This window comes from Streptomyces kanasensis (assembly GCF_043077165.1).
Taxonomy (GTDB): Bacteria; Actinomycetota; Actinomycetes; order Streptomycetales; family Streptomycetaceae; genus Streptomyces; species Streptomyces changanensis.
The window spans coordinates 79323-103364 of sequence record NZ_JBIBSF010000006.1; the positions used below are offsets into that span (position 1 = coordinate 79323).

A 24042-nucleotide genomic window follows, 5' to 3' on the forward strand; every position below is an offset into this window, starting at 1 on the left:
GGGTCCCGGCCGCGCGGGACGCCGGACGCCGGGTCCTCCCGTGTGGCGCGCCGGGTCCGGCCGCGCGGGACGCGGACAAGGCCGTGCGGGCCCGGCGCGGCGGGTCAGAGCGTCGGATAGTCGGTGTAACCGCGGTGGTCGCCGCCGTACAGGGTGGCCCGGTCGGGCTCGTTGTACGGCCCGCCGGCGGCCAGCCGGGCGGGGAGGTCCGGGTTGGCCAGGAAGAGCGCGCCGAAGGACAGGAGGTCCGCGGTGCCGTCCTCGACCAGCGTGAGGGCCCCGTGGTCGGTCGGGCCGTCGGTCGCCGGGTTGAGGACGAGGGTGCCGGAGTACTGCTTGCGCAGCTGCGTGGTGACGTCCCGCACCTCGGGCGACGCCTCCAGGACGTGCAGGTAGGCCAGGCCCAGCGGGTCGAGCTCGGCGACGAGCGCCGTGTACGCGGGCAGCGGGTCCGGCTCGTCGATGTCGTTGAAGGGGTTCCCGGGCGAGATCCGCAACGCGGTCCGCTCGGCCCCGACGGCGGCGACGACGGCCTTGACCGCCTCGACGGCGAACCGGACGCGGTCGTCCACCGACCCGCCCCACTCGTCGGTGCGCCGGTTGGTGCCCGGGGCCAGGAACTGGTGGATCAGGTAGCCGTTGGCGCCGTGCAGCTCCACGCCGTCGAAACCGGCCTCGACGGCGTTGCGGGCGGCGGCGGCGAAGCCCTCGATCACCTGCCGCACCTGCGCGCCGGTCAGCTCCCGGGGTTCGGGGTAGTCCTGGAGCCCCTCGGACGTGTAGAGCTGCCCGGCGGCGGCGACGGCGGAGGGGGCCACGGGGTGGAGGTCGCCGGGCAGGTCGGCGAGGACGGAGGGGTGACCGATGCGGCCCGCGTGCATGAGCTGCGCGAAGATCCGCCCGCCCGCGGCGTGGACGGCGTCGGTGACCCGGCGCCAGGCGGCGATCTGCTCGGCGGAGTGCAGGCCGGGGGTGTCCGGGTACCCCTGCCCCTCCGGGGTGGGCTGGATCCCCTCACTGATGATCAGCCCGGCGGAGGCGCGCTGCGCGTAGTACTCGGCCATCAGCTCCGTGGGCACGCGGCCGGAGGCGCGGTTGCGGGTCATCGGGGCCATCACGACGCGGTTGCGCAGGGGCGTGCCGGCGAGGTCGACGGGGTCGAAGGCAGTGGTCACGAGGGGCTCCAGAAGACTTGGGTTGGTCGGCCAAGTAGAAGAACCGCCACGTGCCCGACGGCATTCCTTGGTCGGCCACATTTTTTCGGCCGCCACCTAGACTGGAACGAGTCCACCCGAGGAGCCCCCCATGCCCGCCCGACCTCCGGCGTCCGTCCCCCACCGGTCGGCACCGGCCGCCGCCCGCCCGGACGGCACGCCGTCGGCGGCGCGGGGCGGGCCGGTCAGCATGACGCTGTCGCGGGTGGCGCGGCTGCACCGCGTGGCGGCGGGCCGCTTCCTGCGGGCGGCGGGGCTCTACCCGGGGCAGGAGTTCGTGATGATGCACCTGTGGGACCACGGGCCGGTGCGCCAGTCGGAGCTCATCCGGGTGCTGGACCTGGACCCGTCGACGGTCACCAAGATGCTCCAGCGCCTGGAACAGGGCGGGCACGTGCGCCGCGCCCCCGACCCGGCGGACCGGCGGGCGGTGCTCGTGGAGGCGACGGACGCCGGCTGCGCGCTGCACGCGCAGGTCGCGGCGGCGTGGACGGAGCTGGAGGACCACAGCCTCGCCGCCCTGACCCCGGACGAACGGGGGGAACTGGCGCGGCTGCTCGGCAAGGTGGAGGCCGGCCTCTGCAGGCTGGCGCCGTTCTGCCCCGACTCGCAAGGGCCCGGCTCCCCCGGGGCCGGCCCGGCCCCGGAGCCGACCGCGCCGCCGGCCGACGCGGGGGCGACGGGCTCGTCGGCACCGGGCTCGTCGGAAGCGGAAACCGGTACCCCGGGACCGGCGGCGGACGCGGGGTAGGCGGGCCCGGGACCGGCGGGCCCTCCCCGCAGGTGGCGGTCGTCAGCCGGCCGCCACGGCGTCGGGCCCTCCCACGGCGTCCAGCGCCTCCAGGGCCCGGTCCACGTCCGCGGCCGTGTTGTAGAGGTGGAACGACACCCGCAGGTTCCCGGCGCGGGCCGAGGTGACGACGCCCGCGCGGGCCAGCGCGGGCCGGAGGTGGCCGAGGCCCGGGACGGCGACGACCACCGACGCGGCGGGCACGGGGGCGTACCCGAGCGCCTCGGCACCCTCCCGGAACCGGGCGGCGAGCGCGGTGGCGTGGCGGCCGATCTCCTCCACCCCGACCTCCAGCAGCACTTCCAGCGCCTGTTCGGCGCCGTGGTAGGCGAGGTAGGACGGCGGCTCGTCGAAGCGCCGCGCGTCGGGGGCGAGACGCTGGACCGGCCCGTAGCAGCTGCCGTACCGGTCCTCTCCCGCGAACCAGCCCGCGTGGATCGGGACCAGCGACTCCTGCGCCTCCTCGGTGACGGTGAGGAAGGACGCGCCGCGCGGGCACACGAGGTACTTGTAGGCGCCGGCGACGGTGTAGTCGTACGCCCCGGCGTCCAGCGGCAGCCAGCCCGCCGACTGCGAGGCGTCGAGGAGCGTACGGGCGCCGTGGGCGGCGGCGGCCGCGCGGATGGCGGGCATGTCGGCGACGCGGCCGTCGGCGGACTGCACCGAGGAGAAGGCGACGAGGTGCGTGCCCTCCCGCACGGCGCCGGCCAGTTCCTCCAGCGGCGCCGAGCGGGTCCGCAGGTCGGCGCGGACGACGAAGGGGGTCATGACGGAACTGAAGTCGCCCTCCGCGTAGAGCACTTCGGCCCCGGGCGGCAGCGACGCCGCGACGAGCCCGACGTGCGCCGAGACGGAGGCGCCGAGCGCCACCCGCCCCGGGTCGACCCCGGCGAGCCGGGCGAACGCGGCCCGGGCGGCGGCCACGGCATCGAAGCTGCCGACCTCGCCGGGCCCACCCGCGGCGTTCTCCTCAGCCAGGCGCTTCACCGCCTCCACCGCGCGGCGGGGCAGCAGCCCGCACGTGGAGGTGTTCAGGTACGTCTGCGCGGGCGCGAACTCGTCGCCTCCCAGGGGGGTTTCCATGACGCCACCCTGGAACACCCCCTCCCCCAAGTCAATGGCCGATTCCAGCCGCCTTGCCCAAAGGGTTGCTTATACCGCGCAGGTGGCGTCCGCGCCGCAGGACGGCGCGTCCCCGGAGGCGGTGTCGACCGACTGCGGGACCCGGCCCTCCCACGCCTGCTCCAGGGCCCGGGTGAACACCTCGGCGGGCTGGCCACCGGAGACGCCGTACCGCCGGTCGAGCACGAAGAACGGCACACCCGTCGCCCCCAGCTCGGCCGCCTCCCGCTCGTCCGCGCGCACGTCGTCGGCGTAGGCCGCGGCGTCGGCGAGCACGACCCGCGCCTCGTCCTCGTCGAGCCCCGCCTCGACGGCGAGCCGCACGAGCACCTCGGTCTCGTAGACGGACCGGTCCTCGGCGAAGTTGGCCCGGTAGGCCAGGTCGAGCAGTGCCTCCTGGCGGCCGCGCGCCTTGGCGAGGTGGAGCAGCCGGTGGACGTCGAAGGTGCCGCCGTGCTCCCGCCCCTCGACGCGGTACTCCAGCCCCTGGCCGCGGGCGACGGAGGCGACGTGCTCCTCCATCGCCCGCGCCTCCTCGCGGGTCCTGCCGTACTTGGCGGCGAGCATGTCGACGACCGGCGCCACGTCACCCCTGGCGCGCCCCGGATCGAGTTCGAAGGACCGGTACACCACCTCGACGTCGTCCCGGTGCGCGAACGCCGCGAGGCCCTCCTCGAACCGGGCCTTGCCGATGTAGCACCAGGGGCAGGCGATGTCGCTCCAGATCTCGACGCGCATGTGTGGTCGTCCCTCCAGGGTCGTCGGCGCGGGCACGCAGGCAGTGCGGAGGCCGCCTCCGCACCCCCGCCCCAACGCCCCCGACCAGCGCCGCATTCCCCCGGCGCGACCGGGGTGCGAGCGGGGCGCGGCCCGGGGGCGGCCGGAGCGCGGCCGGGGGGCGGGGCGGTGTCACGGGGCGGCCGGGTGGGGACGTCGGGGGGTGGGGTGGGCGCGTCTGCCGGGGCGGTCCGGGGAAACGCGGTAGTGGTGGGCTGTCCCCGTCCCCCAGGGAAGGCCCCGGCCATGACTCTGCCCCGCACCTTCGACGTGGTGACCCTCAAGGCGTTCATCGAACGCGAGACGGCGGCCCTGCGGGCCGACGTGCGGCAGGCGACCGAAGAGGCCGGGGGCGTCGTCGGGGCGGACGAGGCGCGCGCGGACGCCCGGGCTGCCGAGGCCGCCGGGGCGGCGGGCCCCGGCGGCGCGGCGGCGCAGTGCCCGTGCGGACAGGGCAACGGCGCGTCGCACACCTGCTCCGGCGCGGACCCCTCGCACGACCCGGCGCGGTGCCTGTGCGCGACGCTCCCCGCGATCCCCGCGTCCGCCGCGCTGCTGGAGCCGGTGCGGGACGAGGGGGGCGCGATCACCGACTTCCTCATCCGCGCCGGCAACCACGTGCGCTCCGCCGACTGGCTGGTGCCGCCCGACCAGCAGGTGGGGCGCCCGTACTTCGAGGCCCGGCCGGGCGCCGTCACCAGTGGGCTGCTGCCGGCGCTGACCTCGGTGCTGGAGACCGGCCGGGCGCTGAACGGCCTGGTCGTGGACTACACCGAGGAGCGGTTCGGCCGTCTGAAGCGGGTGCAGCTCGTGCACCACGCGGCGGCCTGCGGCGACCGGCTGCTGATGACCTGGCGGCCGGTCCGCAGCCAGGCGGAGCTGCTGACCATCGACGCCCAGCACCTGGCGTCGATGGGGTGGGGCCGCTGGGACCTGCTGTCGGGGGCGGTGTCGTGGTCCGAGGGCATGCAGCGCGTCTTCCGTGCGGACCCGCTCCTGCCGTGGTCGCTGCTGGAGATGTGCGACGCGGTCCTGGACGAGGACGTGGGCGCGTTCGGGGAGTTCCTCGCGTCGGTGCTGTCCGGTGAGGAGCCCGCGTGGACCCGCATCCGCTTCAACGTGGTCGGCGAGGTGCGCACCGTGGACCTGCTGGGCCGGCCGGTGGCCGGGACGGACGGGCGCCCGTGGGCGGTGCACATGGTGGCCCGCGACCTGACCCCGCAGATGCGCAGCCGGCGCCGCCTGGTGGCCAAGGAGAGCGAGGCGCGGGAGCTGCGGCAGCAGGCGGAGGCGGAGCGGCACGTGGCGTCGGTACTGCGGGACGCGGTGCTGCCGACGTACTCCGAGGGGCTGGCCGAGGTGGGCGTGAGCGCGGCGGCCGCCTACCTGCCGGCGGAGCCCGACGCGGCCGTCGGCGGCGACTGGTACAAGTGCCGGCGGCAGCCGGACGGACGGGCGCTGATCGCGGTGGGCGACGCGCAGGGGCACGGCCTGGACGCGGTGGCGCGGATGGCGCAGCAGCGGTACGCCGTGGCGGGCCTCGCCCAGGTGGGTGCGAGCGCCGGTGACATCACCACCTGGCTGAACGAGCTGGTGTGCGTCGACCCCGCTGCCGCGACGGCGACCGTGGTGGTCGGGCACATCGGCCCCGACCGCGTCCTGCACTGGGCGAGCGCGGGCCACCCCGCTCCCCTGCTGCTGCGGGGCGGGAAGACGTACGCGCTGCCCACGGACCACCGCGGCCCGCTGCTCGGTGTGGTGCCGGAGCACGCCTACGAGACCGCCGAGCTGGCACTGCAGAACGGGGACCTGCTCCTCCTCTACACCGACGGGGTGGTGGAGCGGCGGGGCCGGGACCTCGTCGAGGGGGTGGACGCCCTGGCCGAGCGCCTCGCGTCGATCGGTGGCCTGTCGCCGCAGCGCGTGGTCGACCGGCTGGCGGAGGAGTACGGCCGCGCCGCGCACGAGGACGACGCCTGCCTGCTGGCGCTGCGGATCGACTGAGCACCGGGCCGGACCGGGTCACGCCGAGTCGGCTCGGGCCCCGTCGGATGGGGTCGGGTCGGAGTGGGCCGGGTCGGGCCGGGCTCCGGGTTCCGGGCTCCGGGCTTCCCGGCGGGGCGCCGGGGTTTCGGCCGGGCGTGCGTCACACGGCGGCGGGCTGGATGAGGTCCCACCGGTTGCCGTACAGGTCGCTGAAGACGGCGACCGTTCCGTACGGCTCGCGCCGGGGCGGCTCCAGGAAGGTGACGCCGGCGGCGGTCATCCTCGCGTGGTCGCGGTCGAAGTCGTCCGTGGTCAGGAACCACCCGACCCGGCCGCCGGTCTGGTCGCCGACCCGGGCCCGCTGGTCCTCGGTGGTGGCCCGGGCGAGCAGCAGCGCCGTCTCGCGCGAGCCGGGCGGGGCGACGACGACCCAGCGGCCGCCGTCGCCGCGCGGGGTGTCCTCCCGCAGCTCGAAGCCGAGGGCGTCCCTGTAGTGGGCGATCGCTTCGTCGTAGTCGCGGACGACCACGGTCACCAGTCCGAGATGGGGCATGGGGCGATCATGCCCCCTCATGCCGCCACGCGCCCCGCCGGGGTCGGGGACGAGGGGCGGGACGGGTTCGCCGGCCGTTCCTGGGCGACGCGCAGGAGTGCCTCCTCCTGAGCGGCGGGCAGGGCGCGCCGGGCAGGGCAGGGGCCGGGGTGCTGCGGGACGTCACCCGCCCGCCCCGGCACGCCCGGCCGGCGCCCGTGGACCCGCCCGCGCCGTGCCCGCCGCGGCGCCGCGCGCCCCCGACCGGGCGCGCGGCGCGGTCCGCCCCCGGGTCAGCGCTCCAGGCGGCCGTCGACCCGGCGCGGCAGGCCGAGGGGGTTGTCGTCGCGCAGCTCCGGGGGGAGGAGCGCGGGCGGGGTGGACTGGTAGGCGACCGGGCGGAGCCAGCGTTCGACGGCGGTGCCGCCGACGGACGTGGAGGTCGAGGTGGTGGCCGGGTAGGGCCCGCCGTGCTGCTGGGCGTGGGCGACGGCGACCCCCGTGGGCCAGCCGTTGACGACGACCCGGCCGGCGAGCGGGGTGAGCTCGGTGAGCAGCGCGGTGCCGTCCCCGCCGTCCTCCGCCTCACCGGTCGACACGTGGAGCGTGGCGGTGAGGTTGCCGGGGAGGCGGGAGAGGACGCGGGTGGCCTCGTCGCGCGTCGCGTACCGGGCGACCACCGTGACGGGGCCGAAGCACTCCTCCAGGAGGAGGTCGTGGGGGCCTTCGTCGGCGAGGCGCGCGGCGGGCACGGTGAGGAAGCCGGCCGCCACCGTGCGGTCGCCGCCGGCGCCGGGGCTCACCGGGGCCTGCACGTCCGGCAGCGCGGCGCGCTCGGTGACGCCGTCGACGAAGTTGTCGCGCATGCGCCCGTCGAGCAGGACGCCCTCCCCGACCGACGCCACGGCCTCCCCCAGGGCCTTGACGAGCCGGTCGCCCGCCTCCCCCTCCGGGGTGAGGACCAGGCCGGGCTTGACGCAGAACTGGCCGACGCCGAGCGTCATGGAGCCCGCCAGGCCCGTGCCGATCTCCTCGGCCCGCTCGGCCGCGGCCGCCTCGGTGACCACGACCGGGTTGAGGGAGCCCAGCTCGCCGTGGAAGGGGATCGGGACCGGTCGCGCGGCCGCCGCGTCGAACAGGGCGCGCCCGCCGCGCACGGAACCGGTGAAGCCCGCCGCCGTGACGAGCGGGTGGCGGACCAGCTCGACGCCGGCGTCGAAGCCGTGCACGAGGCCGACGACCGCCTCCGGCAGGTCGTGCTCCGCGGCGGCCTCGCGCAGCACGGCCGCGACCAGCTCGGAGGTGGCCGGGTGGTCCGGGTGGGCCTTGACGACGACGGGGCAACCCGCGGCGAGGGCGCTGGCGGTGTCGCCGCCGGGCACGGAGAAGGCGAAGGGGAAGTTGGAGGCCGCGTAGACGGCGACGACGCCCAGCGGCACCTTGTAGCGGCGCAGGTCGGGAACGGGGGGCGTCGCCGTGTCGTCCGGGTGGTCGATGATCACGTCGAGGAAGGCGCCCTCGTCCACGATGTCGGCGAAGGCGCGCAGCTGGTAGCAACTGCGGGCCAGTTCACCGGTGAGGCGGGGCGCGCCGAGGGCGGTCTCGGCGTCGGCCGCGGCGACGAGCCGGTCCTTCGCGGCGTCGAGCCGGTCGGCGGCCGTCCGCAGGAACGCGGCGCGCACGATCCGGTCGGCCAGGGCCGCCCGGGCGTCGTGGGCGGCCCGTACGGCGCGGTCGACGTCCGCGGCCGTGGCCTCCGACGCGACCACCTCCCGCTGCTTCCCGGTTCGGGGGTCGACACTCCAGACTTGGGTTCCAGACACCGCGGACGTCCTCTCCGGCTGTGCGCTCATCGCGTGTTCGGTATTCTGAACGGCGTTCCTGATGATGAATATGCTGGGACTCTATTAACGGGCGTCTGAAGGGGTCAAGGGCGATGTCTGCTACCGAAGCCGGCGGGGCGCAGGTCAAATCCGCCGTCCGCACCGTGGAGTTGCTGGAGTACTTCGCGGGGAGCCCCGGCATGCACTCGCTGGCCGCGGTCCAGGAAGCGGTCGGCTACCCGAAGTCGAGCCTGTACATGCTCCTGCGCACGCTGGTCGAGCTGGGCTGGGTGGAGACGGACGCGACGGGCACCCGGTACGGCATCGGCGTGCGCGCCCTGCTCGTCGGCACGTCCTACATCGACGGCGACGAGGTCGTCACGGCCGCCCGCCCGACCCTGGACCGGCTCTCCGACGACACCACCGAGACCATCCACCTCGCCCGCCTCGACGGCACCAACGTCGTCTACCTGGCGACCCGCCAGTCCCAGCACTACCTGCGTCCCTTCACCCGCGTCGGCCGGCGCCTGCCCGCCCACTCCACCTCCCTCGGCAAGGCGCTGCTCGCCACGTACACCGACGAGCAGGTGCGCAAGCTGCTGCCGGAGACGCTGCCCGCCCTCACCGAGCACACGATCACCGACCGGGAACGGCTCATCGAGGAACTGCACGCCGTCCGCGAGCAGGGGTACGCCGTCGACCGCGAGGAGAACACCCTCGGGCTGCGCTGCTTCGGCATCGCCATCCCGTACCGGACCCCCGCCCGCGACGCGATCAGCTGCTCGGTGCCGGTCGCGCGGCTCACCGCCGCCCACGAGCAGATGATCAAGGACGCGCTCTTCGACGCCCGCGACCGGCTCACGCTCGCCACCCGGAGGCTCTGATGACCGGCGAACCGACGACCGGGGAGCGCGTGGCCGGGGAGCCGGTGGGAGGGGAGCCGGTGACCGGGTCCGTCGCCGTGTCGCTGCGGCCGGTCCTCCCCGGGGACCTCGACGTGTTCTTCGCCATGATGCGGGACCCGGAGGCGCGCCGGGTGGCGGCCTTCACCACCGCGGACCCCGACGACCGGGCCGCGTTCGACGCGCACTGGGCCCGCGTCCTCGCGGGCGGGAACGTCCACCGCACGGTGCTGGCGGACGGCGCGCCCGTGGGCCACGTCGCCGTGTACGGGGAGCCCGGTGACCGGCAGGTGACGTACTGGATCGACCGCGCGCACTGGGGTCGCGGCGTGGCCACCGCGGCCCTGCGCGCGCTGCTGGACCTCGTCCCGGAGCGACCGCTCCACGCGCGCGCCGCCGCCGACAACGCGGCGTCCCTCCGGGTCCTGCGCAGGTGCGGGTTCACGGTCACCGGACACGACCGGGACTGGGCGCACGGGCGGGGAGAGGAGACCGACGAGGTGGTGCTCGTCCTGCCCGCGTGAGCCCGTGTCGGCCGGTCGTGCGGCGGGCCGGCACGGCCGGGGCGCGTGAGCCCGTGTCGGCCGGGCGCGGCGGGCCCGTACGGTACGGCCGGGACGCGCACGGGGTACGTGACGCCTTGCGGCCCCGGGAGACGTACGGGACCACCGGAGGCCGCGGGGGCGTGCGGGGCCACCGGAGGCCGCGGGGGCGTGCGGCTGCGGGCGGACGAAGCGTGCGGCCACCGGCCGCGGGCGCGTGCCCGCGGGTGTACGACCCGCGGCCGGCGTGCCTCCGCCGCGCGGCGGAGGCGGATCGTCGGCGGGCAGGAGGTACCGGCGGCGGCCGGACGGGAGCGTGGAGGCATGACGACGACCCCGTTCACCGCCGGACCGGCGCCCACCCGCGCGGAACCCCGGTCCGGCACCCGCCCCGGCCCGGTCACCCGCGCCGTCCGCGCCGTCGCGATCGGCGCCTGTCTGCCCTACCTGGCCCTCAAGGTCGCCTGGCTGTCCGGGAGCCGCGTCGGCATCCCCGACGGCAGCCTGCTGCTGGAGCGGCCCGGGCTGGCCGCCGCGGCCAACGCCGCCACCGTGCTGATGGACACCGCCGTCATCGTGCTGGCCCTGCTGCTCACGCAGCGCTGGGGCACGCGGGTACCCGCGTGGCTCCTGGTGCCGCCGCTGTGGGCGGCCACGGGGCTGCTCCTGCCCATCGTGGTCGGCTATCCCGTGCAGACGCTGGCGGCGGCCGCCGGTGGGCCCGCGCTCGGGGAGGGCGCCTCGGGGGAGTTCCTGGACGGGTGGGTCTTCACCGTCGTGTACAGCGGCTTCATCGTGCAGGCCCTCGCGCTGGCGGCGCTGGCCTTCCGGTACGCGCGGGGCCGGTGGGGCCACGTGTGGCGCGGCACGGTGTGGGACCTCTCCCCCGCCGTGACCGGCCGCGCGCCGCGTGCCGCCGTCGTCGTCGCCTCCCTGCTCCTGCTGCCCGCCGCCGCGCTCCACCTGGCCTGGGCCTGCGGCGTCGGCACCGACCTGGCCGCGGACCTGCACGCCGCGCCCCCGCCGGGCTTCCACGCCCTGGAGGCGCTGCGCGGCCTCTACGCGCTCGCCGCTGCGACGGGCGTCGTGGCGCTGGTGTTCCGGCGCGGCCCCCGCCTGCCGGTACGGCTGCCGCTGGCGGTCGGCTGGGCGGGTTCGGCGGCCGTCGGCTGCTGGGGCGGCTGGCTGTTCCTCGCCTCCCTCGTGCCGGGAGCCGCTCCGGCGGACGAGCCCCCGCTGCTCCAGGTCCTCGCCTACGCTGACGAGATGATCACGGGGACGGTACTGGCGGGCTGCCTGGCGGTGTTCCTGCGCAGGCGGGCGGGGTGAGCGACGGCGAGGTCCCGCGGCGGGCGGGAGCCGGGGCCCGGGTGCGGCGGGCGGGAGCCGCGCTGTGGGGGCGGCGGGCGCGGCGGCGCTGGGTCCACCTGGTGCTGGGCGGGGCGCTGTTGATGCCGTACTGGCTGCTCGCCTCCGTCGTGCTGTCGCCGTTCACGGAGACGGGCGGCCCCTTCGGCGGCTCGGTCGCGGCACAGTTCGCGGCGTACGCGCTGGCGCTGCCGCCGGCCGCCGTCACGGCGTTCTTCCCGCTCGCCCGTCCACTGTCCGTGGCGGCGGCCCGCGCGCTGTGCGGGGTGCCGGCGGAGCGGTACGCCGACGGGCCGGCCGCCTCCCGCACGGCGCGGGCGCGCACCGCCTGCTGGTTCACGCTGCACGTCGCGCTCGGCGGGCTGGTCGCCGGGGCGTCGCTGGCGCTTCCGCCGTTCGCGCTGGTCACGATGGCACTGCCGTTCTCGGCGGAGCTGCGCGCCTCGGCGGCGGCTGCGCTCTGGGGCCTCGACGACCCGTGGTGGGTGGTCCTCGGGGTGCCGGCGGGACTGCTGATGCTGATGGGTCTGGCCGTGGCCTCCGCGGGCGCCGGGGCGCTGCTGGCGCGGCAGGCCCCGGTCCTGCTCGGCCCGACGCCCGCCGACCGGCTGGCGGCGGCCGAGCGCCGCGCCGCCGAACTGGCCGTGCGCAACCGGCTCGCCCGCGAGCTCCACGACTCGGTGGGCCACGCGCTGAGCGCGGTCACCCTCCAAGCGGGGGCCGCCCGACGGGTCGTCGACGCGCCGGAACCCGACCTCGTGTTCGTCCGGGAGGCGCTGACGGCCATCGAGGAGACCACCCGGCGCACCGTCGCCGAACTCGACGCGGTGCTCGGGCTGCTGCGCCGGGACGACCCCGACGCGGACGCGGCCGCCGACGGGGCCGCCGCGGGACCCGGGCTGGAGGCGCTGGACGCGCTGCTCGCCCACAGCGGGCTGCCCGTGGTCCGCGACCCGGCCGCCGGACCGGCGGGGCCGCTCCCGGAGCGGGTCTCCCGGGAGGCGTACCGGATCGTGCAGGAAGGGCTCAGCAACGCGCTGCGCCACGGAGGGGCCGCACCGGTCGCGCTGCGGCTGCGCGCGGCCGACGGGGAACTGGAGGTCACCATGGAGAACCCTTTGACCGGCCGAGCGCCGGTCGTCCGGCCGGGCGGCGGCCGCGGACTGCGCGGCGTCGCCGAACGGGCCGCGCTGCTCGGGGGCAGCGCGGTCTGCGGCCCGGCGCGGGACGGGACGGTGTGGCGGCTGAGCGTGCGGCTGCCCCTGGCGGGGGGCCGGCGGTGACCCGGATCGTGCTCGCCGACGACGAGCGGATGGTCCGCACGGCGCTGCGCGTCATCCTCTCCGCCGAGGAGGGGCTGGAGGTCGTCGGCGAGGCCGCCACCGGCGCCGAGGCGGTGTCCGTGGTGCGCGAAGTGGAGCCGGACGTCGTGCTGATGGACGTGCGCATGCCGGAGGTCGACGGGATCCGCGCCACCGAGCACCTGCTCGCGACGATGCCGCGGCCGCCGCGGATCCTGGTGGTGACGACGTTCGAGAACGACGCCTACGTGTACGACGCGCTGCGCGCCGGAGCCGCCGGGTTCCTGCTGAAGCGGGCCGCGGCCGAGGAACTGGTCGCGGCGGTTCGGGTGGTGGCGCGCGGGGACTCGCTGCTGTACCCGGCGGCGGTGCGCGGGCTCGCCGAGCGGTACGGGCGGCCCGGGGTCCCGGCGGCGAGCGCCCCCTGGGTGGCGCGGCTGACCGACCGGGAGGCCGACGTCCTGCGGCTGGTCGCGCGGGGCCTGACCAACGCGGAGGTCGCCGGGCGCCTCGGCGTCGGGCCGGCCACGGTGAAGACGCACGTGGCGTCGGTGCTGGCGAAGACCGGCGCGCGGGACCGGACGCAGGCGGTGATCGCGGCGTACGAGGCGGGCTTCGTCACGCCCGGGTGACGGCGGCCCCGCGCTCCGGAACCCCCTGCCCGGCATGAGGATTCCCTGAGAGAACGGACGGCGGGGAACATCCCGCCCGGCGCCGTTCGTCGGACGAGGGGATGAACAAGACGATCAGAAGAGCGGCCGTCTTCTCCCTGCTGCTGGTGTTCGCCCTGCTGCTGCGGGCGACCTGGGTGCAGGCGTACGAAGCGAAGGCCCTGGCGGACAACGACAAGAACCGGCGGCACGTCATCGCGCGGTACGCGCAGCCGCTCGGCGACATCGTCGTGGGCGGGACGGCGGTCACCGGCTCGGCCCGCACGGAGCGCGGCGACCTCGCGTACCGGCGGACGTACACCGACGGCGAGCTGTACGCGGCGGTCACCGGGTTCGGTTCGCAGGTGTACGGGGCGACGCAGCTGGAGGGCGTCTTCTCCGGGGTGCTCGACGGGAGCGACCCACGGCTGGGGAACCCCCTCGACGCGCTCACCGGCGGCCGGCGGGAACCGGGCGACGTGCTGACGACGATCGACCCGGCCGTGCAGAAGGCCGGCTTCGCGGCGCTCGACGGCAAGAAGGGCGCCGCCGTGGCGATCGACCCGGGGACGGGCCGGATCCTCGGCATGGTCAGCACGCCGTCCTACGACCCGTCGACGATCGCCGGGTCGGACGGCGGGGACGCGTGGAAGCGGCTCGAGACCGACCCCGACAAGCCGCTGACGAACCGGGCGATCCGCCACCCCGTCGCCCCCGGCTCGACGTTCAAGCTGGTCGTCGCGGCGGCGGCCCTGGAGAAGGGGCTGTACGGGTCGGTCGACGAGCCGACGGACAGCCCGAACCCGTACCGGCTGCCGCAGTCGACGCGCGACCTGGTGAACGAGAACCCCTCCGCGCCCTGCGAGGACGCCTCGATCCGCACCGCCCTGCGCTACTCGTGCAACAACGTCTTCGGCAAGATGGCCGTCGACCTGGGGCAGGACGAGGTCAGGGCCGTGGCGGAGAAGTTCGGCTTCAACGACGCGGCGCAGGACGTGCCGGTGCGGGCGTACCCCAGCGTGTACCCGTCGGGGATGGACGCGGCGCAGACGGCGCTGTCCGGCATCGGCCAGTTCGACGTGACGGCCACGCCGCTGCAGATGGCCATGGTGTCGGCGGCCATCGCCAACGACGGGGTGCTGGCCGCGCCGCACATGGTGTCGCAGGTCGTCGACGCGGACGGCGAGCGGCTGCGGGCGTACCCGGACGGGGACGGGCGGCGGATCGTGTCGCCGTCCACCGCCCGGCAGTTGCGCTCCGCGATGGTGACGGTGGTCGAGGAGGGCACGGGCGGCAACGCCCGGCTGGACGGCGCCGAGGTCGGCGGGAAGACCGGCACGGCGCAGCGCGGTGTGGACAACAGCGGGAAGCCGTACGCCTGGTTCACCTCGTACGCGAAGGACGACGACAGCGGCGAGGAGGTGGCCGTCGCGGTCTTCGTGGAGGACTCCGCCGCCGCCCGCGCGGAAGTGAGCGGCAACGGCCTGGCGGCGCCCGTCGCCCGCGCCATGATGGAGGCCGCGCTGAAGTGACGTGAGGGGCGGGTGGTAAGCAAGGGGCTTGCAGCTTCGACACCGCCCCGCTCCCCCGCCTGGAGGACCCCGTGCGCCGCCGTCTGTCGTCCCGCCCCCGCTCGTTGTCCGGCTGGACCATGGCCGTCTTCGGGCTGCTGGCCACCTCGCTGGGCGCGGTGGGGCTCGCCGCACCGGACGTGCTGCTGACCGTCATGGGCTTCGAGCCCGTACCGGACGGTGCGCGGGCGGCGGGCGACCACACCCTGGTGTTCCTGACGGCGTCGTCGATGGCGGCGGTGAACATGGGCGTGTACTACGTGCTGGCGGCGCTCGCGGACTGGCGGGCGTTCTTCGGCTGGACGGTGCCCTTCCGGCTGCTGACCTGCGCGGTGTTCACGGTCGCCGTCGTCACGGGCCGCGCCCCGGCCGGGTTCCTCGGCGTCGGCCTGTGGGAGGCCGCGGGTGCGGCCGCGACCTGGGCGGCGCTGCGGCGCGAGCACCGCCCGGAGCGGGCGCCGGTCGGTTGAGTCACGGGCACCGGAAGGGCGGGTGACAGGCACCGAAAGGTGGGTGACAGGCACCCGGCCGGGGGTTCCCGGCACCGGCCCGGTGGGTCACCCGGGCGGGCGCGGCGCCGCGGCGCGGCCGGGGCGGGACAGGAGCGCGGTGGCCAGGGTGCCGAGGAGCGCGCCCTCCACTCCCGTCCCCACGAGCACGCTCCACAGGCGCAGCAGGCCCGGCTCGCCGGTGAACAGCACCAGGGGCACGGCCAGCAGCAGTCCGCACGCCAGGACGCTGCCCGCGGCCCACGCCGGGCGGCGGGACCGGGCCAGCCCGCCGGTCACCGTGCCCACCGCCACCAGGAGGGTCAGCGGGGCGAGGACCGCGGGGTGGGCCAGGAACTCCACCTGGCGCTGGTGCGCCCACCAGGTCTGCAGGGGCGGGAAGCAGGCGGTCGCCAGGGCCGCGACGCCGAGGACGGCCGCGCGGCTGCGCCGGGGCGGCGGGACGGGCGGCACCGCGGGGACCATGTACCGGGCGAGACGGCGGTCGCGCAGGATGCCCGCGAGGGGGACGCCGAGCAGGACCACGGCGGCGCCGACGAGCCAGCCGGGGTGCATGAGCTTCGTCGCCACGACGTACTGCGTCCACACCGCCGCGTGGAGGGGCTCGGGGAGGGCGGCCAGCCGCTCGTCCAGGAAACGGCCCATCGCGATCTGCCACGGCAGTGCGAAGACGGCGGAGGCGTTGCCGGCGACGGCGACGGCCACCACCAGCCCCAGCGCCGCGGCCCGGGCGCGGGGACGGCGCGCGTGGTCCAGCGGGCGGGCCCAGCAGTCCGCCAGGAACTGGCACCAGACGGTGAGGAGCAGGCACAGGAGGGCGACCGCGCACCACCCCGACACCTGCGCGGCGACGCTCAGTCCGGGCAGCATGAGGTGGTCGACGACGGTGCTGGGCGCGACGGCGTACCCGGCGACGACGCCCACGGCGATCCCGGCCCGGAAGGGGGTCCGGGAGGGTGCCGAGGCCGGTTCGCCCAGCCGGTGGAGGGCGGCGCGCACCACCGTCAGGAAGAGGACCAGGGCGATCAGGAGCGTGATGAGCTCCGTGGGCCACCACCCCCGGATCCCGCCGCCCGCGCGGATCTGGGCGGTGGCGGAGGCGACCGGGTCCCACGCCGCGGGGAGGCAGAACCCGACGACGAAGGCGAACCCGAACCCCTGGTGCATCAGCTGAGCCCGGTCCGCCAGGCAGGCGGCACGCTCGGCGAAGGAGGGGTGGGTCCGGGTGAGCCGGCCCCACCGGCCCCTCCACGGTCTGCGGCGCCGGGCCGCCACCGGTCCCGACCCGGCCAGGGCGAAGGCGCGCAGCAGCGGCGCCGGATCGCCCAGCCACTCCACCACCCGCGCGTCCGCCTGGAACTCCCTGGTGCGCAGGACGACGGAGCGGGCGGCGAGCACGACCCCGGCGAGGACCAGGGCGTCGAGGAGGGTCGCGGCGAAGAAGCGGGTCCCGTCGGCCACGAAGACCAGGGCGAGCAGGTCGCCGAGCATCCGGGGCGCGAGGACGAGCACCGTGAAGCAGCGCAGCAGGGCGAGCGTGACCATGGTGATGTCGACGTCGCGGTTGCGCAGGTGGGCCAGTTCGTGGAGGACGACGGCGCGGAAGGCCGCCCGGTCCTCCTCGGTCCCCTCGTGGAGCCGGATCAGTCCGCGGCTGAGGACGACGTGGCGGCGGCCGACGCGGCCGAAGGTGACGCCGTTGACGCCGGAGTCGAGGAGGTCGACGAGGACGGTGACGCCGCGGGCCCGTTCGACACCGGAGACCAGCCGGTCGACCTCGGCGTGCAGGGCGGGGAAGCGCTCGGCGTTCAGGGGCCGCACGCCGCGCCTGCGGGCTCGGCGCCCGGAACGGAACCAGTAGTACGCGGCGGTGGCGACGGCGAGGATCGCGTACGAGACGAGGATGCCCGCCGAGGTGCGGTCGTCGCCGGAGTCGCACCCGCCCTGCGGCTCGCCCTTCAGGAAGGCGCCGGTCCCGCCCGAGTCCCGTATCACCCCGCGCAGGCAGTCGTTGAGGTCGCCGGCCCGGTCGCGGTCGCCGGCCAGGAAGTCCGCGTAGCCGGGGTGCAGGATCGTCATCGACGCGAGGACCGCGCAGATGAGCAGGACGAAGGCGAGGAGCGTGCCCGAGGGCGGCGGACGGCGCGGCGGCGGTACGGCCTCGACCGCGGGTCCCCCGACCGCGGTGGAGGTCATGCCCCGCGCCCGCCGGTCCGCAGGTGGTCGCGGACGGCGGCGGCCAGCAGGTCAGACCGGTCGGGCGGCAGGCCCAGGAGGATGGCCGTGCGGCGGGCGGCCGCGCCGAGTTCCGCGATCCGCTCCTCGGACAGCGGCGCCTCCCCGAGGAGGACCGGTCCGCCGGCCGGTCCGACCGGTCCCCCGGCCGGATCCGGCGTCCCGTCGGCCGTCCCGTCCGGCGCCGTCCCGTCCGGCGGGGCGGCACGGCGGGCGCGGCGCCGGGCGACGAGCTGCCGGAACCGGCCCGTCAGGCCGCTCCCGACGCTCTCGCCCATCATCTTGACGACCTCGAACGCCACTCCGCACGCGATGCTGGTGACGACCAGTTCGGCCGCTCCCCCGAAGGCCAGCGGATCGTCCTGCGGACCCCGCCGCGCCCGCCGGCCACCGCGGCCGACCAGGACCTCGGCGGTCTCCTCGAAGTACGGCAGTTCCTCCGGCGCGATGCGCGCCACGACGGCGCGGGCCAGCGCGGTCTCGGCGGCCACGGACGGTGCCACGTCGGACACGCCCCCTCCCCGTGTGCTGCCCGCCGGCGGGGCGATCCGCCGGCGGGCGGTCCAAAGGATCAGCACGGTAACGCAGAGCCGTGGCGCCCGCAGCCGGACCACCGCGTTCCGCGGGGCCGGGGGGCGGTTTCACGCCGCGTCCCGAGGGGGTCCGGCCCCGCCCGCCGGCCGGTGGGGTCAGCGCGCGCGGCCCGCGCCGGCGCGGTGGGTGAGCAGCCACGGCAGGACGCGGGGGTCGTCGACGCGGGTGCGCAGGGTCGGCGTCCAGCCGGCGCCGGACGCCAGCGCCTCGTCGGGGAACTGCGCGTTGTGGACCGCGAGCAGGTCCACGGGACGGCCGTTGACGACGTTGCCCGCGACCGTGACCGGTGCCTCCTTCCACTTCTTGAGGACGCTCCCGGCCGGCACGCCCCGCGGCAGGCGGACCGAGTTCCCCTCGGCGACCAGCTGCGACTCGGCGCCGACGCCCCAGCTGTAGCCGTAGCCCCGCTCCGGCACCACGTGGTGGTTGTTGTACGCGTCGACCTTGCCGAACCGCACCCGCGGGGCGCGTTCGACGACCTCGTCGAAGAGGTTGTGGTGGAGGGTGACCCGCAACCGGCCGCGGTCGGTGGCGCCCGCGCCGTCGCTGTTGCCGATCATCAGCGTCTTGTCGTGGTCGGCGAAGACGTTCCAGGACGCCGTGACCAGGTCGGCGCCGCGGACGATGTCGAGCAGCCCGTCGTGGCGCTGGTAGAGCTCGCCGTAGTGGCGGGGCAGCGAGCTGTCCGGGTGACGGCCGTCGGTGAACGTGTTGTGGTCGATCCACACGTGCGTGGAGCCGTACACGACCATCGCGTCGTACTCCGAGTTCCAGGCCCCCGTCGGCCCGTCGGTCGGGTCCCACTGGGGGAAGCAGTCGAGGGGGCTCTCCAGGGTGAGGTTGCGGACGATGACGTCGTCGGCGTCCTTGATCTGCAGGCTGCCGCCGACGATCCCGGCGTTCCGGCCGACGCCGATGATGGTGGTGCGGGAGGGGACGAACGCCTTGATCGCCCGGTCCTGGTTCTTGGCGGAGGCCGCGCGCAGCTCCTCCTGGGGGCCGCTGACCTCCTTGTCACGGCCCCAGACGGCGGGGTCGTAGTCGGCTAGGTACCGGTCGAAGTCGTAGCCGGGTGCCTCGAAGGCCCCGCAGCCGTCCGCCGTGGCGTCGAGCGTGCCGACGACCCGGACGATCCTCGGGGCGTCGCCACCGGCGGCGAGCGCGGCCCGGAACTCCTCCCAGGTGGTGACGGTGTACACGTGTGCGGCGTCGGCTGCGGCGCCGCCGGTGGTGCCGCCGTCGGCGGAGGCCCAGCCGTCACCGGCGGGCAGGGTGCGGCGGGCGGGGTCGTGGCCGCCGCCCGTACCGAGGGCGGTCGCCGGGGCGGGGGCGGTGAGGGCGAGTGCCAGCGTGGTGCAGCCGGCCAGCGCCGCGGCCCTGCCGAGGGCCCGGACGCGGCGTGCGGGGATGCGCATTGCGGCTCCTGGGGAACGGGGAACGGGGGGATGAAAGGGGTGGGGAGGGCGGGTGGCACGGGGGCCGAGGGAGTCCAGGGACGGAAGTCCCGGGAGGCCCCGAGCGGGTGCGGGGAGGCGGAGAAGGCCCGGCGGGACGGGTCAGGCGGGGGGCCAGGTGATGCGGCCGGGCGGGACGTCCGCGTCGAGGCGGCGCGTGTCCCCGGGGCGGAGCACACGGGTGCGGCACAGACCGGCGGCCACCATGCGGGCGACCTCGATCGCCCCGCGCGGCCGGAAATGGGTGTTGTCCTGCTTGCCGTCGGGGTGGTTCGGCGACTCCCCCGGGGCCAGCCACAGGAAGTGCTCCTTGGACGCCTCGGGGCCCAGCCGCCCCCACAGGGCGAGTGACGCCGCCTGGACGTCGACCAGGTCCACGCCGTGGTCGGCCGCGAGGGCGCGCATGGCCGCCGGGTACTCGCCGTGGGTGGGGACCGCCCCGCCCCCGGTGGCGAACCTGCGCCGCTCCACCGAGGTGAGGAGGACGGGCCGCGCGCCGCGGGCCCGGGCGCCGGTGACGTACCGGAGGAGGTGTTCCCGGTAGCTGGTCCAGGGTTCGGTGTGGCGGGTGGGGTCCTCGGTCTTCTGGTCGTTGTGGCCGAACTGGATCAGGAGCAGGTCGCCGGGGCGCAGGGCGGCGAGGATCGGGGCGAGCCGGCCCTCGTCGAGGAAGCTGCGTGAACTGCGGCCGTTGACCGCGTGGTTGGCGACCCGCAGGTGCGGGCCGAGGAAGAAGGGCAGGGCCATGCCCCAGCCGGTCTCGGGGGCGGCGTCGGCGTACTTCCGGGCGGCCGTCGAGTCCCCCGCGATGTACAGGGTCCGGGGGCCGGCGGGTGGACGGGCGGCGGCCGCCGCCGGGTGGGCGGTGAGCGCCGTGGCGGCGGGGAGGACGGCGGCGAGGGCCGTCACGGTCTGTCTGCGGCTGAGGGACACGTCGTCGTGGCTCGCTCTCGTACGGAGGGTGGGGAGGGGGGCCGGCGGCGGGGCGCGACCCGGACCGCCGCCGGCCGGTTCTCGGGGCGTCAGCCCTTCTTGAGCTGCTCGTTCCACTCGGCCTGGGCCGCGTCGAGCTGCTCGGCGAGGGTGTCGAGGAACTTCTCGGCGGTCATCGCGCCGAGCAGGACCCGCTGGAAGTTGGGCTCGTTCTCCGACTTGCTGATCTTGTTCCAGTCGGGCAGGTAGTACGGCAGCTGCACGATCTTGGTGGAGCCGTCGGTGAGGGCGGTCGCGCCGAGCTTGGTGGCCTGGGCCTCGTTCAGCCACGCGTCGCCGGCGGCCTCGGTGTTGGCGGGGATGGCGCCGGCCGACCGGTTCCACTTGCTGTTGGAGGCGTGGGAGGCGGCGAACTCGATGAACTTCCAGGCGGCGGCCTTGTTCTTGCCGGCGCGGAAGAGGCCGAGGCCGTCGACCGGGTTGGAGACCTGGACGCGGACGCCGTCCGGCCCGACCGGGTTGGGTATGCCCGCGAACTTGTCCGTGCCGAGGGCCTCGACGTGGTCCGTGTAGGAGCCGAGGTTGTGGTTCATCATGGCGATGGAGCCCGAGTCGAACTGGGCGTTCATCTTCTTGAAGTCGTTGTTGACGTCCGCCTCGGGCGTGGCCTTCTTGTAGAGGGCGACGTACTTCTTCAGGGCGGCGACGTTCTTCGGGTCGTTGACGGTCGTCCGGTCGCCCTTCCAGAACTCGGTGATGCCGGACTGGCCGTACATGGCGTCCAGGGCCTGGGCGATGGAGCCGGAGCCGCCGCGGATGGTGTAGCCGAACTTGTTCTTCCGGGCGTCGGTGAGCCGGGCGGCAGCGGTGTAGAACGCGTCCCAGGTGGTGGGCGCGGCCAGTCCGGCCGCCTTGAACAGGTCGGTGCGGTAGTAGAGGACGCCGTTGCTGGCGGAGGTCGGCACCGAGTACATCTCGTCACCGCGGCCGCCGGCGGACTTGACCGACTCGACCATGGTGGGGACGAGCTTGCCCTTGAGGGAGGACCCCTCGATGCGCTCGCCGACCGGTTCGAGGGCGTTCTGGGCGACCATGTTGGCCAGGTAGGCGGCGCCGACGCCGCCGACGTCCGGCAGGCCGCCGCCCGCGATGGCGGTGTCGTACTTGGACTGGACGTCCTCGCTGGGGATGGGCACGTACCGCACGTCGATGTCGGGGTGCTTCGCCTCGAAGTCCTTGATGATCTCCTGCCAGACGGCGGTCCGCACGCCGCCGTTGTTGTCCCAGAAGGTGATGGTGCCCTTGCCCGAGCCCTCGCTCCCGCTGCCGCCGGTGCCGTCGTCACCGCAGCCGGTGGCGGTGAGCGCGAGCACGGCGGTCAGGGCGACGGCCGTGGCCGCGCGTCCTCTGGAGCTCCGGGAGTTGGTCATGGTCGGCTCTTCTCTCTGAGTGCTGGGTGCTGGGTCTGGGGGCTGGGTCTGCTTGCTCGGTCCGGGTCCCGCGGTACGGGGTCGCCGGGCCCGGGTGGGTGCCGGGGGCCTGGTGTGTCCCGGTCCGGGGTGGCCGGGGCACGGGGTGTCCCGGCCCGGGTGGCCGGGGCACGGGGTGTCCCGGCCCGGGTGGCCGGGGCACGGGTGTCGCGGTCCGGGGTCGCCCGGGCGGGCCCGGCGCTACGGGAGGTGCCGGCGGTACGGCGCCCAGCCGTCGTGGCCGGCGAGGTAGTCGGCGACCTCGTGGTCCGCGGCCCGCTCGGCGGACATCTGCGGGCGGTCGGCGGTGACGGCGGCGCCCGGACCGTGGTTGCGGTACTCGCTGAAGCGGGCGTCCCGCCACGAGTAGCCGCCCATGTCGGTCCACGGCGAGGACTTGACGGCCGCGGGCAGCTCCGTCTCCCGGATCAGCACCTGGCCGACGGCGTCCGGGTTGCCGCCCGGGTGCCAGGGCCGGCCGAGGTGGTAGGTGCCGGCCGGGGCGTCGCTGACGATGCGGGAGCGGGTGATGAGGAAGCCGTACGGGTTGTCCTTCCAGGTGCTGGCGGCGGTGACGTACCCGTTGTTCGTGGCGGAGCCGCGGTCCAGCGCCCGGATCAGCGACCGTTCGATGACGGTGGTCGCCCGGCCGTAGACGAAGTCGACGTCGCCCTCGATGTACGCGTCGCGGACGTAGACCCTGCTGATGGCGTCGAGGCGGGGGCTGTCGGTCATCAGGGTGTCCTGGTTGCCCTTGAAAGCGGTGTTCTCGAAGACGATCCGGTCGCCGGTGGTCTTCATCGCGAGGGCCTGTTCGCCCTTCAGCTCCACCGCCGCCTCGTCGAAGTCGTTGACGAAGGTGAGGTTGCGGGCGGTGACGTCGGAGGCGGCGATCAGGACGGTGGCGCTGGCGGACGAGCCCCCGTACTCGTTCGGCGTGTCGTACACGATCACGGTGTCGGCCCGGTTCCGGCCCGTGCCCTGGAGCGTGATCCTCGGCTTGTCGGCGGGGACGCGGACCTTCTCCCGGTACGTCCCGGGCGCGATCCGGATCGTGACCGCCCCGTCGTTGCCGGCCGGGACGGCGTCCACGGCGGCCTGGACGGTGGGATGGGCGGCGGGCACGTCGAGCACGGTGTCGGTGCCGAGGTCCTTCTGCGGCCCGGAGAAGCGCGTCACCAGTGCGGGCACGGCGGCGGCCGGGTCGAGCCGGTAGGAGTAGAAGGCGCGCGGGTCGAAGGCGGTTCCCCACTCGTCGCGCCGGCCGGTGCTGCCCTTCAGGATGGAGCCGCGCTCCACCAGTTCGGCGGTGGCGTCGGCCTGGTGGGGGTGCTGGACCCCGTCGTAGTAGCTGTTCTCGATGACCATCCGGGTCCGGCCGCGCGCCCAGTTCCCGTAGGACCAGACGGGGTCGCCGTCCGCGACCTGGGCGGAGAGGTAGTTGTTGTAGAGGTGGGCGTAGGCGCAGTTGTCGGCCGAGGGGTTGCGCTGCTTGGTGCCGCTGAACCAGTTGTGGTCGATGGTGATCTGGGTGGTGACGTTGTCGGTCCAGCCGATGCCGAAGGCCTTGTTGTGGTCGTCGAAGCGGTTGTGGGAGACGGTGACGTACTGGCTGTCCTTGCGGACGTCGAGCAGCCCGTCGCCCATGCGCGTGAAGCGGTTGTGGTCGATCCAGACGTGGTGCACGGAGTCCATCTGGATGCCGTCGAAGTCGTTGGTCTTGCCGTCCCAGTCGCCCTCGACGTAGGAGTCGCGGAGGGTGAGGTTGCGGATGATGACGTTGTGCGTGCCGGGCTTGAGCTGGAGCTCGCCGTGGACGATCTCGCCGCTGGTGCCGACGCCGATGACGGTCTTGTCTGAGGCGACGGTGATCGAGGACCCGAAGGGCTCGACGGCGATGGAGCCCGCGACCCGGATGACGTAGGGCTCGGCGGCGGACGCGTACGCCGCCAGCTCCGCCTGGGTGCGGACGGTGACGACCTTGCCGCCCCGGCCGCCGGTGGTCCCACCGGCGAGGGAGGCGAAGCCGTGGGGCTGCTCCGCCCAGCGTGGGCCGGACGGGTGGGCGGTGCGCGGCGGTCCGGCGTCGGGAACGGCCCCGACGGCCCCGGCGGCCCGGGCGGTACCGGCGGTACCTGCGCCTCCGGCGGCTTCGGCGCCTCCGGTGGCCCCGGCGGGACTCACCGCGGCGAGGCCCAGGGCGGCCACCAGGGCGGTGACCGCGGCCAGGGCCCGTCCCGGCAAGCGCTTGCTCCACGGGTACGGCATGG

At 75.6% G+C, this 24042-nt stretch carries 20 protein-coding genes; 9 read left to right on the forward strand and 11 right to left on the reverse strand.

Annotation, left to right across the window (positions count from 1 at the left end; genetic code table 11):
• Positions 1-104: 104 nt before the first annotated feature.
• Complete coding sequence (locus ACF053_RS16665; protein WP_391954576.1) at positions 105-1175, reverse strand: alkene reductase; 1071 nt, start codon at positions 1173-1175, stop codon at positions 105-107.
• Positions 1176-1305: 130 nt separating this feature from the next.
• On the opposite strand from ACF053_RS16665, the gene ACF053_RS16670 reads away from it, so the two are divergent.
• The gene (locus ACF053_RS16670) at positions 1306-1965 is read left to right on the forward strand and encodes a MarR family winged helix-turn-helix transcriptional regulator (RefSeq protein WP_391954577.1); all 660 of its coding nucleotides are present in this window, start codon (positions 1306-1308) and stop codon (positions 1963-1965) included.
• 42 nt (positions 1966-2007) lie between these two features.
• On the opposite strand, the gene ACF053_RS16675 is transcribed toward ACF053_RS16670, so the two are convergent.
• Positions 2008-3087 carry an aminotransferase class V-fold PLP-dependent enzyme gene (locus tag ACF053_RS16675; RefSeq protein ID WP_391954578.1) on the reverse strand — a complete coding sequence of 360 codons (1080 nt, stop codon included), beginning with the start codon at positions 3085-3087 and terminating at the stop codon, positions 2008-2010.
• A gap of 69 nt (positions 3088-3156) precedes the next feature.
• Positions 3157-3864 (reverse strand): DsbA family oxidoreductase, encoded by a 708-nt coding sequence (locus ACF053_RS16680; protein ID WP_391954579.1) that lies wholly within the window; start codon positions 3862-3864, stop codon positions 3157-3159.
• Between the two features lie 285 nt (positions 3865-4149).
• On the opposite strand from ACF053_RS16680, the gene ACF053_RS16685 reads away from it, so the two are divergent.
• Entirely contained in the window at positions 4150-5907 is a 1758-nt protein-coding gene (locus ACF053_RS16685) for a PP2C family protein-serine/threonine phosphatase (protein WP_391954580.1), read from the forward strand.
• 142 nt (positions 5908-6049) lie between these two features.
• Here ACF053_RS16685 and ACF053_RS16690 read toward each other — a convergent pair whose 3' ends face one another.
• Positions 6050-6442, reverse strand: a complete 393-nt coding sequence (locus tag ACF053_RS16690; RefSeq protein ID WP_391954581.1) for a VOC family protein — start codon at positions 6440-6442, stop codon at positions 6050-6052.
• Positions 6443-6714: 272 nt separating this feature from the next.
• Complete coding sequence (locus ACF053_RS16695; RefSeq protein ID WP_391954582.1) at positions 6715-8274, reverse strand: aldehyde dehydrogenase (NADP(+)); 1560 nt, start codon at positions 8272-8274, stop codon at positions 6715-6717.
• An 83-nt stretch (positions 8275-8357) separates the two neighbouring features.
• Between ACF053_RS16695 and ACF053_RS16700 the strand changes: the two genes are divergently transcribed.
• The 7 genes from ACF053_RS16700 to ACF053_RS16730 all read left to right on the forward strand — a co-directional run bounded on the left by ACF053_RS16700 (position 8358) and on the right by ACF053_RS16730 (position 15048).
• A complete protein-coding gene (locus tag ACF053_RS16700) occupies positions 8358-9128 on the forward strand; it encodes an IclR family transcriptional regulator (protein ID WP_391954583.1) in 771 nt (256 codons plus the stop codon).
• Positions 9128-9670 carry a GNAT family N-acetyltransferase gene (locus tag ACF053_RS16705; RefSeq protein ID WP_391954584.1) on the forward strand — a complete coding sequence of 181 codons (543 nt, stop codon included), beginning with the start codon at positions 9128-9130 and terminating at the stop codon, positions 9668-9670. Before ACF053_RS16700 ends, ACF053_RS16705 begins: the two co-directional genes overlap by 1 nt.
• A 342-nt stretch (positions 9671-10012) precedes the next feature.
• Positions 10013-11017: a hypothetical protein gene (locus tag ACF053_RS16710; protein ID WP_391954585.1), complete on the forward strand. Its 1005-nt coding sequence runs from the start codon at positions 10013-10015 to the stop codon at positions 11015-11017.
• Positions 11014-12339: a sensor histidine kinase gene (locus ACF053_RS16715; RefSeq protein WP_391954586.1), complete on the forward strand. Its 1326-nt coding sequence runs from the start codon at positions 11014-11016 to the stop codon at positions 12337-12339. Before ACF053_RS16710 ends, ACF053_RS16715 begins: the two co-directional genes overlap by 4 nt.
• A 29-nt stretch (positions 12340-12368) precedes the next feature.
• Complete coding sequence (locus ACF053_RS16720; RefSeq protein WP_391954829.1) at positions 12369-12989, forward strand: response regulator; 621 nt, start codon at positions 12369-12371, stop codon at positions 12987-12989.
• Positions 12990-13090: 101 nt separating this feature from the next.
• Positions 13091-14539, forward strand: a complete 1449-nt coding sequence (locus ACF053_RS16725; protein ID WP_391954587.1) for a peptidoglycan D,D-transpeptidase FtsI family protein — start codon at positions 13091-13093, stop codon at positions 14537-14539.
• Positions 14540-14658: 119 nt separating this feature from the next.
• Positions 14659-15048, forward strand: a complete 390-nt coding sequence (locus ACF053_RS16730) for a hypothetical protein (protein ID WP_391954830.1) — start codon at positions 14659-14661, stop codon at positions 15046-15048.
• A gap of 87 nt (positions 15049-15135) precedes the next feature.
• Here ACF053_RS16730 and ACF053_RS16735 read toward each other — a convergent pair whose 3' ends face one another.
• The 6 genes from ACF053_RS16735 to ACF053_RS16760 all read right to left on the reverse strand — a co-directional run bounded on the left by ACF053_RS16735 (position 15136) and on the right by ACF053_RS16760 (position 24040).
• Complete coding sequence (locus ACF053_RS16735) at positions 15136-17283, reverse strand: M48 family metalloprotease (RefSeq protein WP_391954588.1); 2148 nt, start codon at positions 17281-17283, stop codon at positions 15136-15138.
• Positions 17280-17834, reverse strand: a complete 555-nt coding sequence (locus ACF053_RS16740) for a hypothetical protein (protein WP_391954589.1) — start codon at positions 17832-17834, stop codon at positions 17280-17282. The genes ACF053_RS16735 and ACF053_RS16740 overlap by 4 nt, the downstream gene beginning before the upstream one ends.
• A gap of 177 nt (positions 17835-18011) precedes the next feature.
• Positions 18012-19331 (reverse strand): pectate lyase family protein, encoded by a 1320-nt coding sequence (locus tag ACF053_RS16745; RefSeq protein ID WP_391954590.1) that lies wholly within the window; start codon positions 19329-19331, stop codon positions 18012-18014.
• 141 nt (positions 19332-19472) lie between these two features.
• On the reverse strand, positions 19473-20303 hold the full coding sequence (locus ACF053_RS16750; protein WP_391954591.1) for a rhamnogalacturonan acetylesterase: 831 nt from the start codon (positions 20301-20303) through the stop codon (positions 19473-19475).
• Positions 20304-20392: 89 nt separating this feature from the next.
• A complete protein-coding gene (locus ACF053_RS16755; protein WP_391954592.1) occupies positions 20393-21733 on the reverse strand; it encodes an ABC transporter substrate-binding protein in 1341 nt (446 codons plus the stop codon).
• A 240-nt stretch (positions 21734-21973) separates the two neighbouring features.
• Positions 21974-24040, reverse strand: coding sequence for a pectinesterase family protein (locus ACF053_RS16760; RefSeq protein ID WP_391954593.1), 2067 nt, complete (start codon positions 24038-24040; stop codon positions 21974-21976).
• Between the last annotated feature and the right edge of the window lie 2 nt (positions 24041-24042).

Excerpts from the sequence above, each read along its gene's own strand:
- ACF053_RS16700 (WP_391954583.1), top strand. The coding sequence starts at position 8,358 with ATGTCTGCTACCGAAGCCGGCGGGGCGCAGGTCAAATCCGCCGTCCGC.
- ACF053_RS16680 (WP_391954579.1), bottom strand. The coding sequence starts at position 3,864 with ATGCGCGTCGAGATCTGGAGCGACATCGCCTGCCCCTGGTGCTACATC.
- ACF053_RS16745 (WP_391954590.1), bottom strand. The coding sequence starts at position 19,331 with ATGCGCATCCCCGCACGCCGCGTCCGGGCCCTCGGCAGGGCCGCGGCG.
- ACF053_RS16760 (WP_391954593.1), bottom strand. The coding sequence starts at position 24,040 with ATGCCGTACCCGTGGAGCAAGCGCTTGCCGGGACGGGCCCTGGCCGCG.
- ACF053_RS16730 (WP_391954830.1), top strand. The coding sequence starts at position 14,659 with ATGGCCGTCTTCGGGCTGCTGGCCACCTCGCTGGGCGCGGTGGGGCTC.
- ACF053_RS16690 (WP_391954581.1), bottom strand. The coding sequence starts at position 6,442 with ATGCCCCATCTCGGACTGGTGACCGTGGTCGTCCGCGACTACGACGAA.
- ACF053_RS16725 (WP_391954587.1), top strand. The coding sequence starts at position 13,091 with ATGAACAAGACGATCAGAAGAGCGGCCGTCTTCTCCCTGCTGCTGGTG.
- ACF053_RS16675 (WP_391954578.1), bottom strand. The coding sequence starts at position 3,087 with ATGGAAACCCCCCTGGGAGGCGACGAGTTCGCGCCCGCGCAGACGTAC.
- ACF053_RS16720 (WP_391954829.1), top strand. The coding sequence starts at position 12,369 with ATGGTCCGCACGGCGCTGCGCGTCATCCTCTCCGCCGAGGAGGGGCTG.
- ACF053_RS16755 (WP_391954592.1), bottom strand. The coding sequence starts at position 21,733 with ATGACCAACTCCCGGAGCTCCAGAGGACGCGCGGCCACGGCCGTCGCC.
- ACF053_RS16710 (WP_391954585.1), top strand. The coding sequence starts at position 10,013 with ATGACGACGACCCCGTTCACCGCCGGACCGGCGCCCACCCGCGCGGAA.
- ACF053_RS16705 (WP_391954584.1), top strand. The coding sequence starts at position 9,128 with ATGACCGGCGAACCGACGACCGGGGAGCGCGTGGCCGGGGAGCCGGTG.
- ACF053_RS16735 (WP_391954588.1), bottom strand. The coding sequence starts at position 17,283 with ATGACCTCCACCGCGGTCGGGGGACCCGCGGTCGAGGCCGTACCGCCG.
- ACF053_RS16695 (WP_391954582.1), bottom strand. The coding sequence starts at position 8,274 with ATGAGCGCACAGCCGGAGAGGACGTCCGCGGTGTCTGGAACCCAAGTC.
- ACF053_RS16685 (WP_391954580.1), top strand. The coding sequence starts at position 4,150 with ATGACTCTGCCCCGCACCTTCGACGTGGTGACCCTCAAGGCGTTCATC.
- ACF053_RS16670 (WP_391954577.1), top strand. The coding sequence starts at position 1,306 with ATGCCCGCCCGACCTCCGGCGTCCGTCCCCCACCGGTCGGCACCGGCC.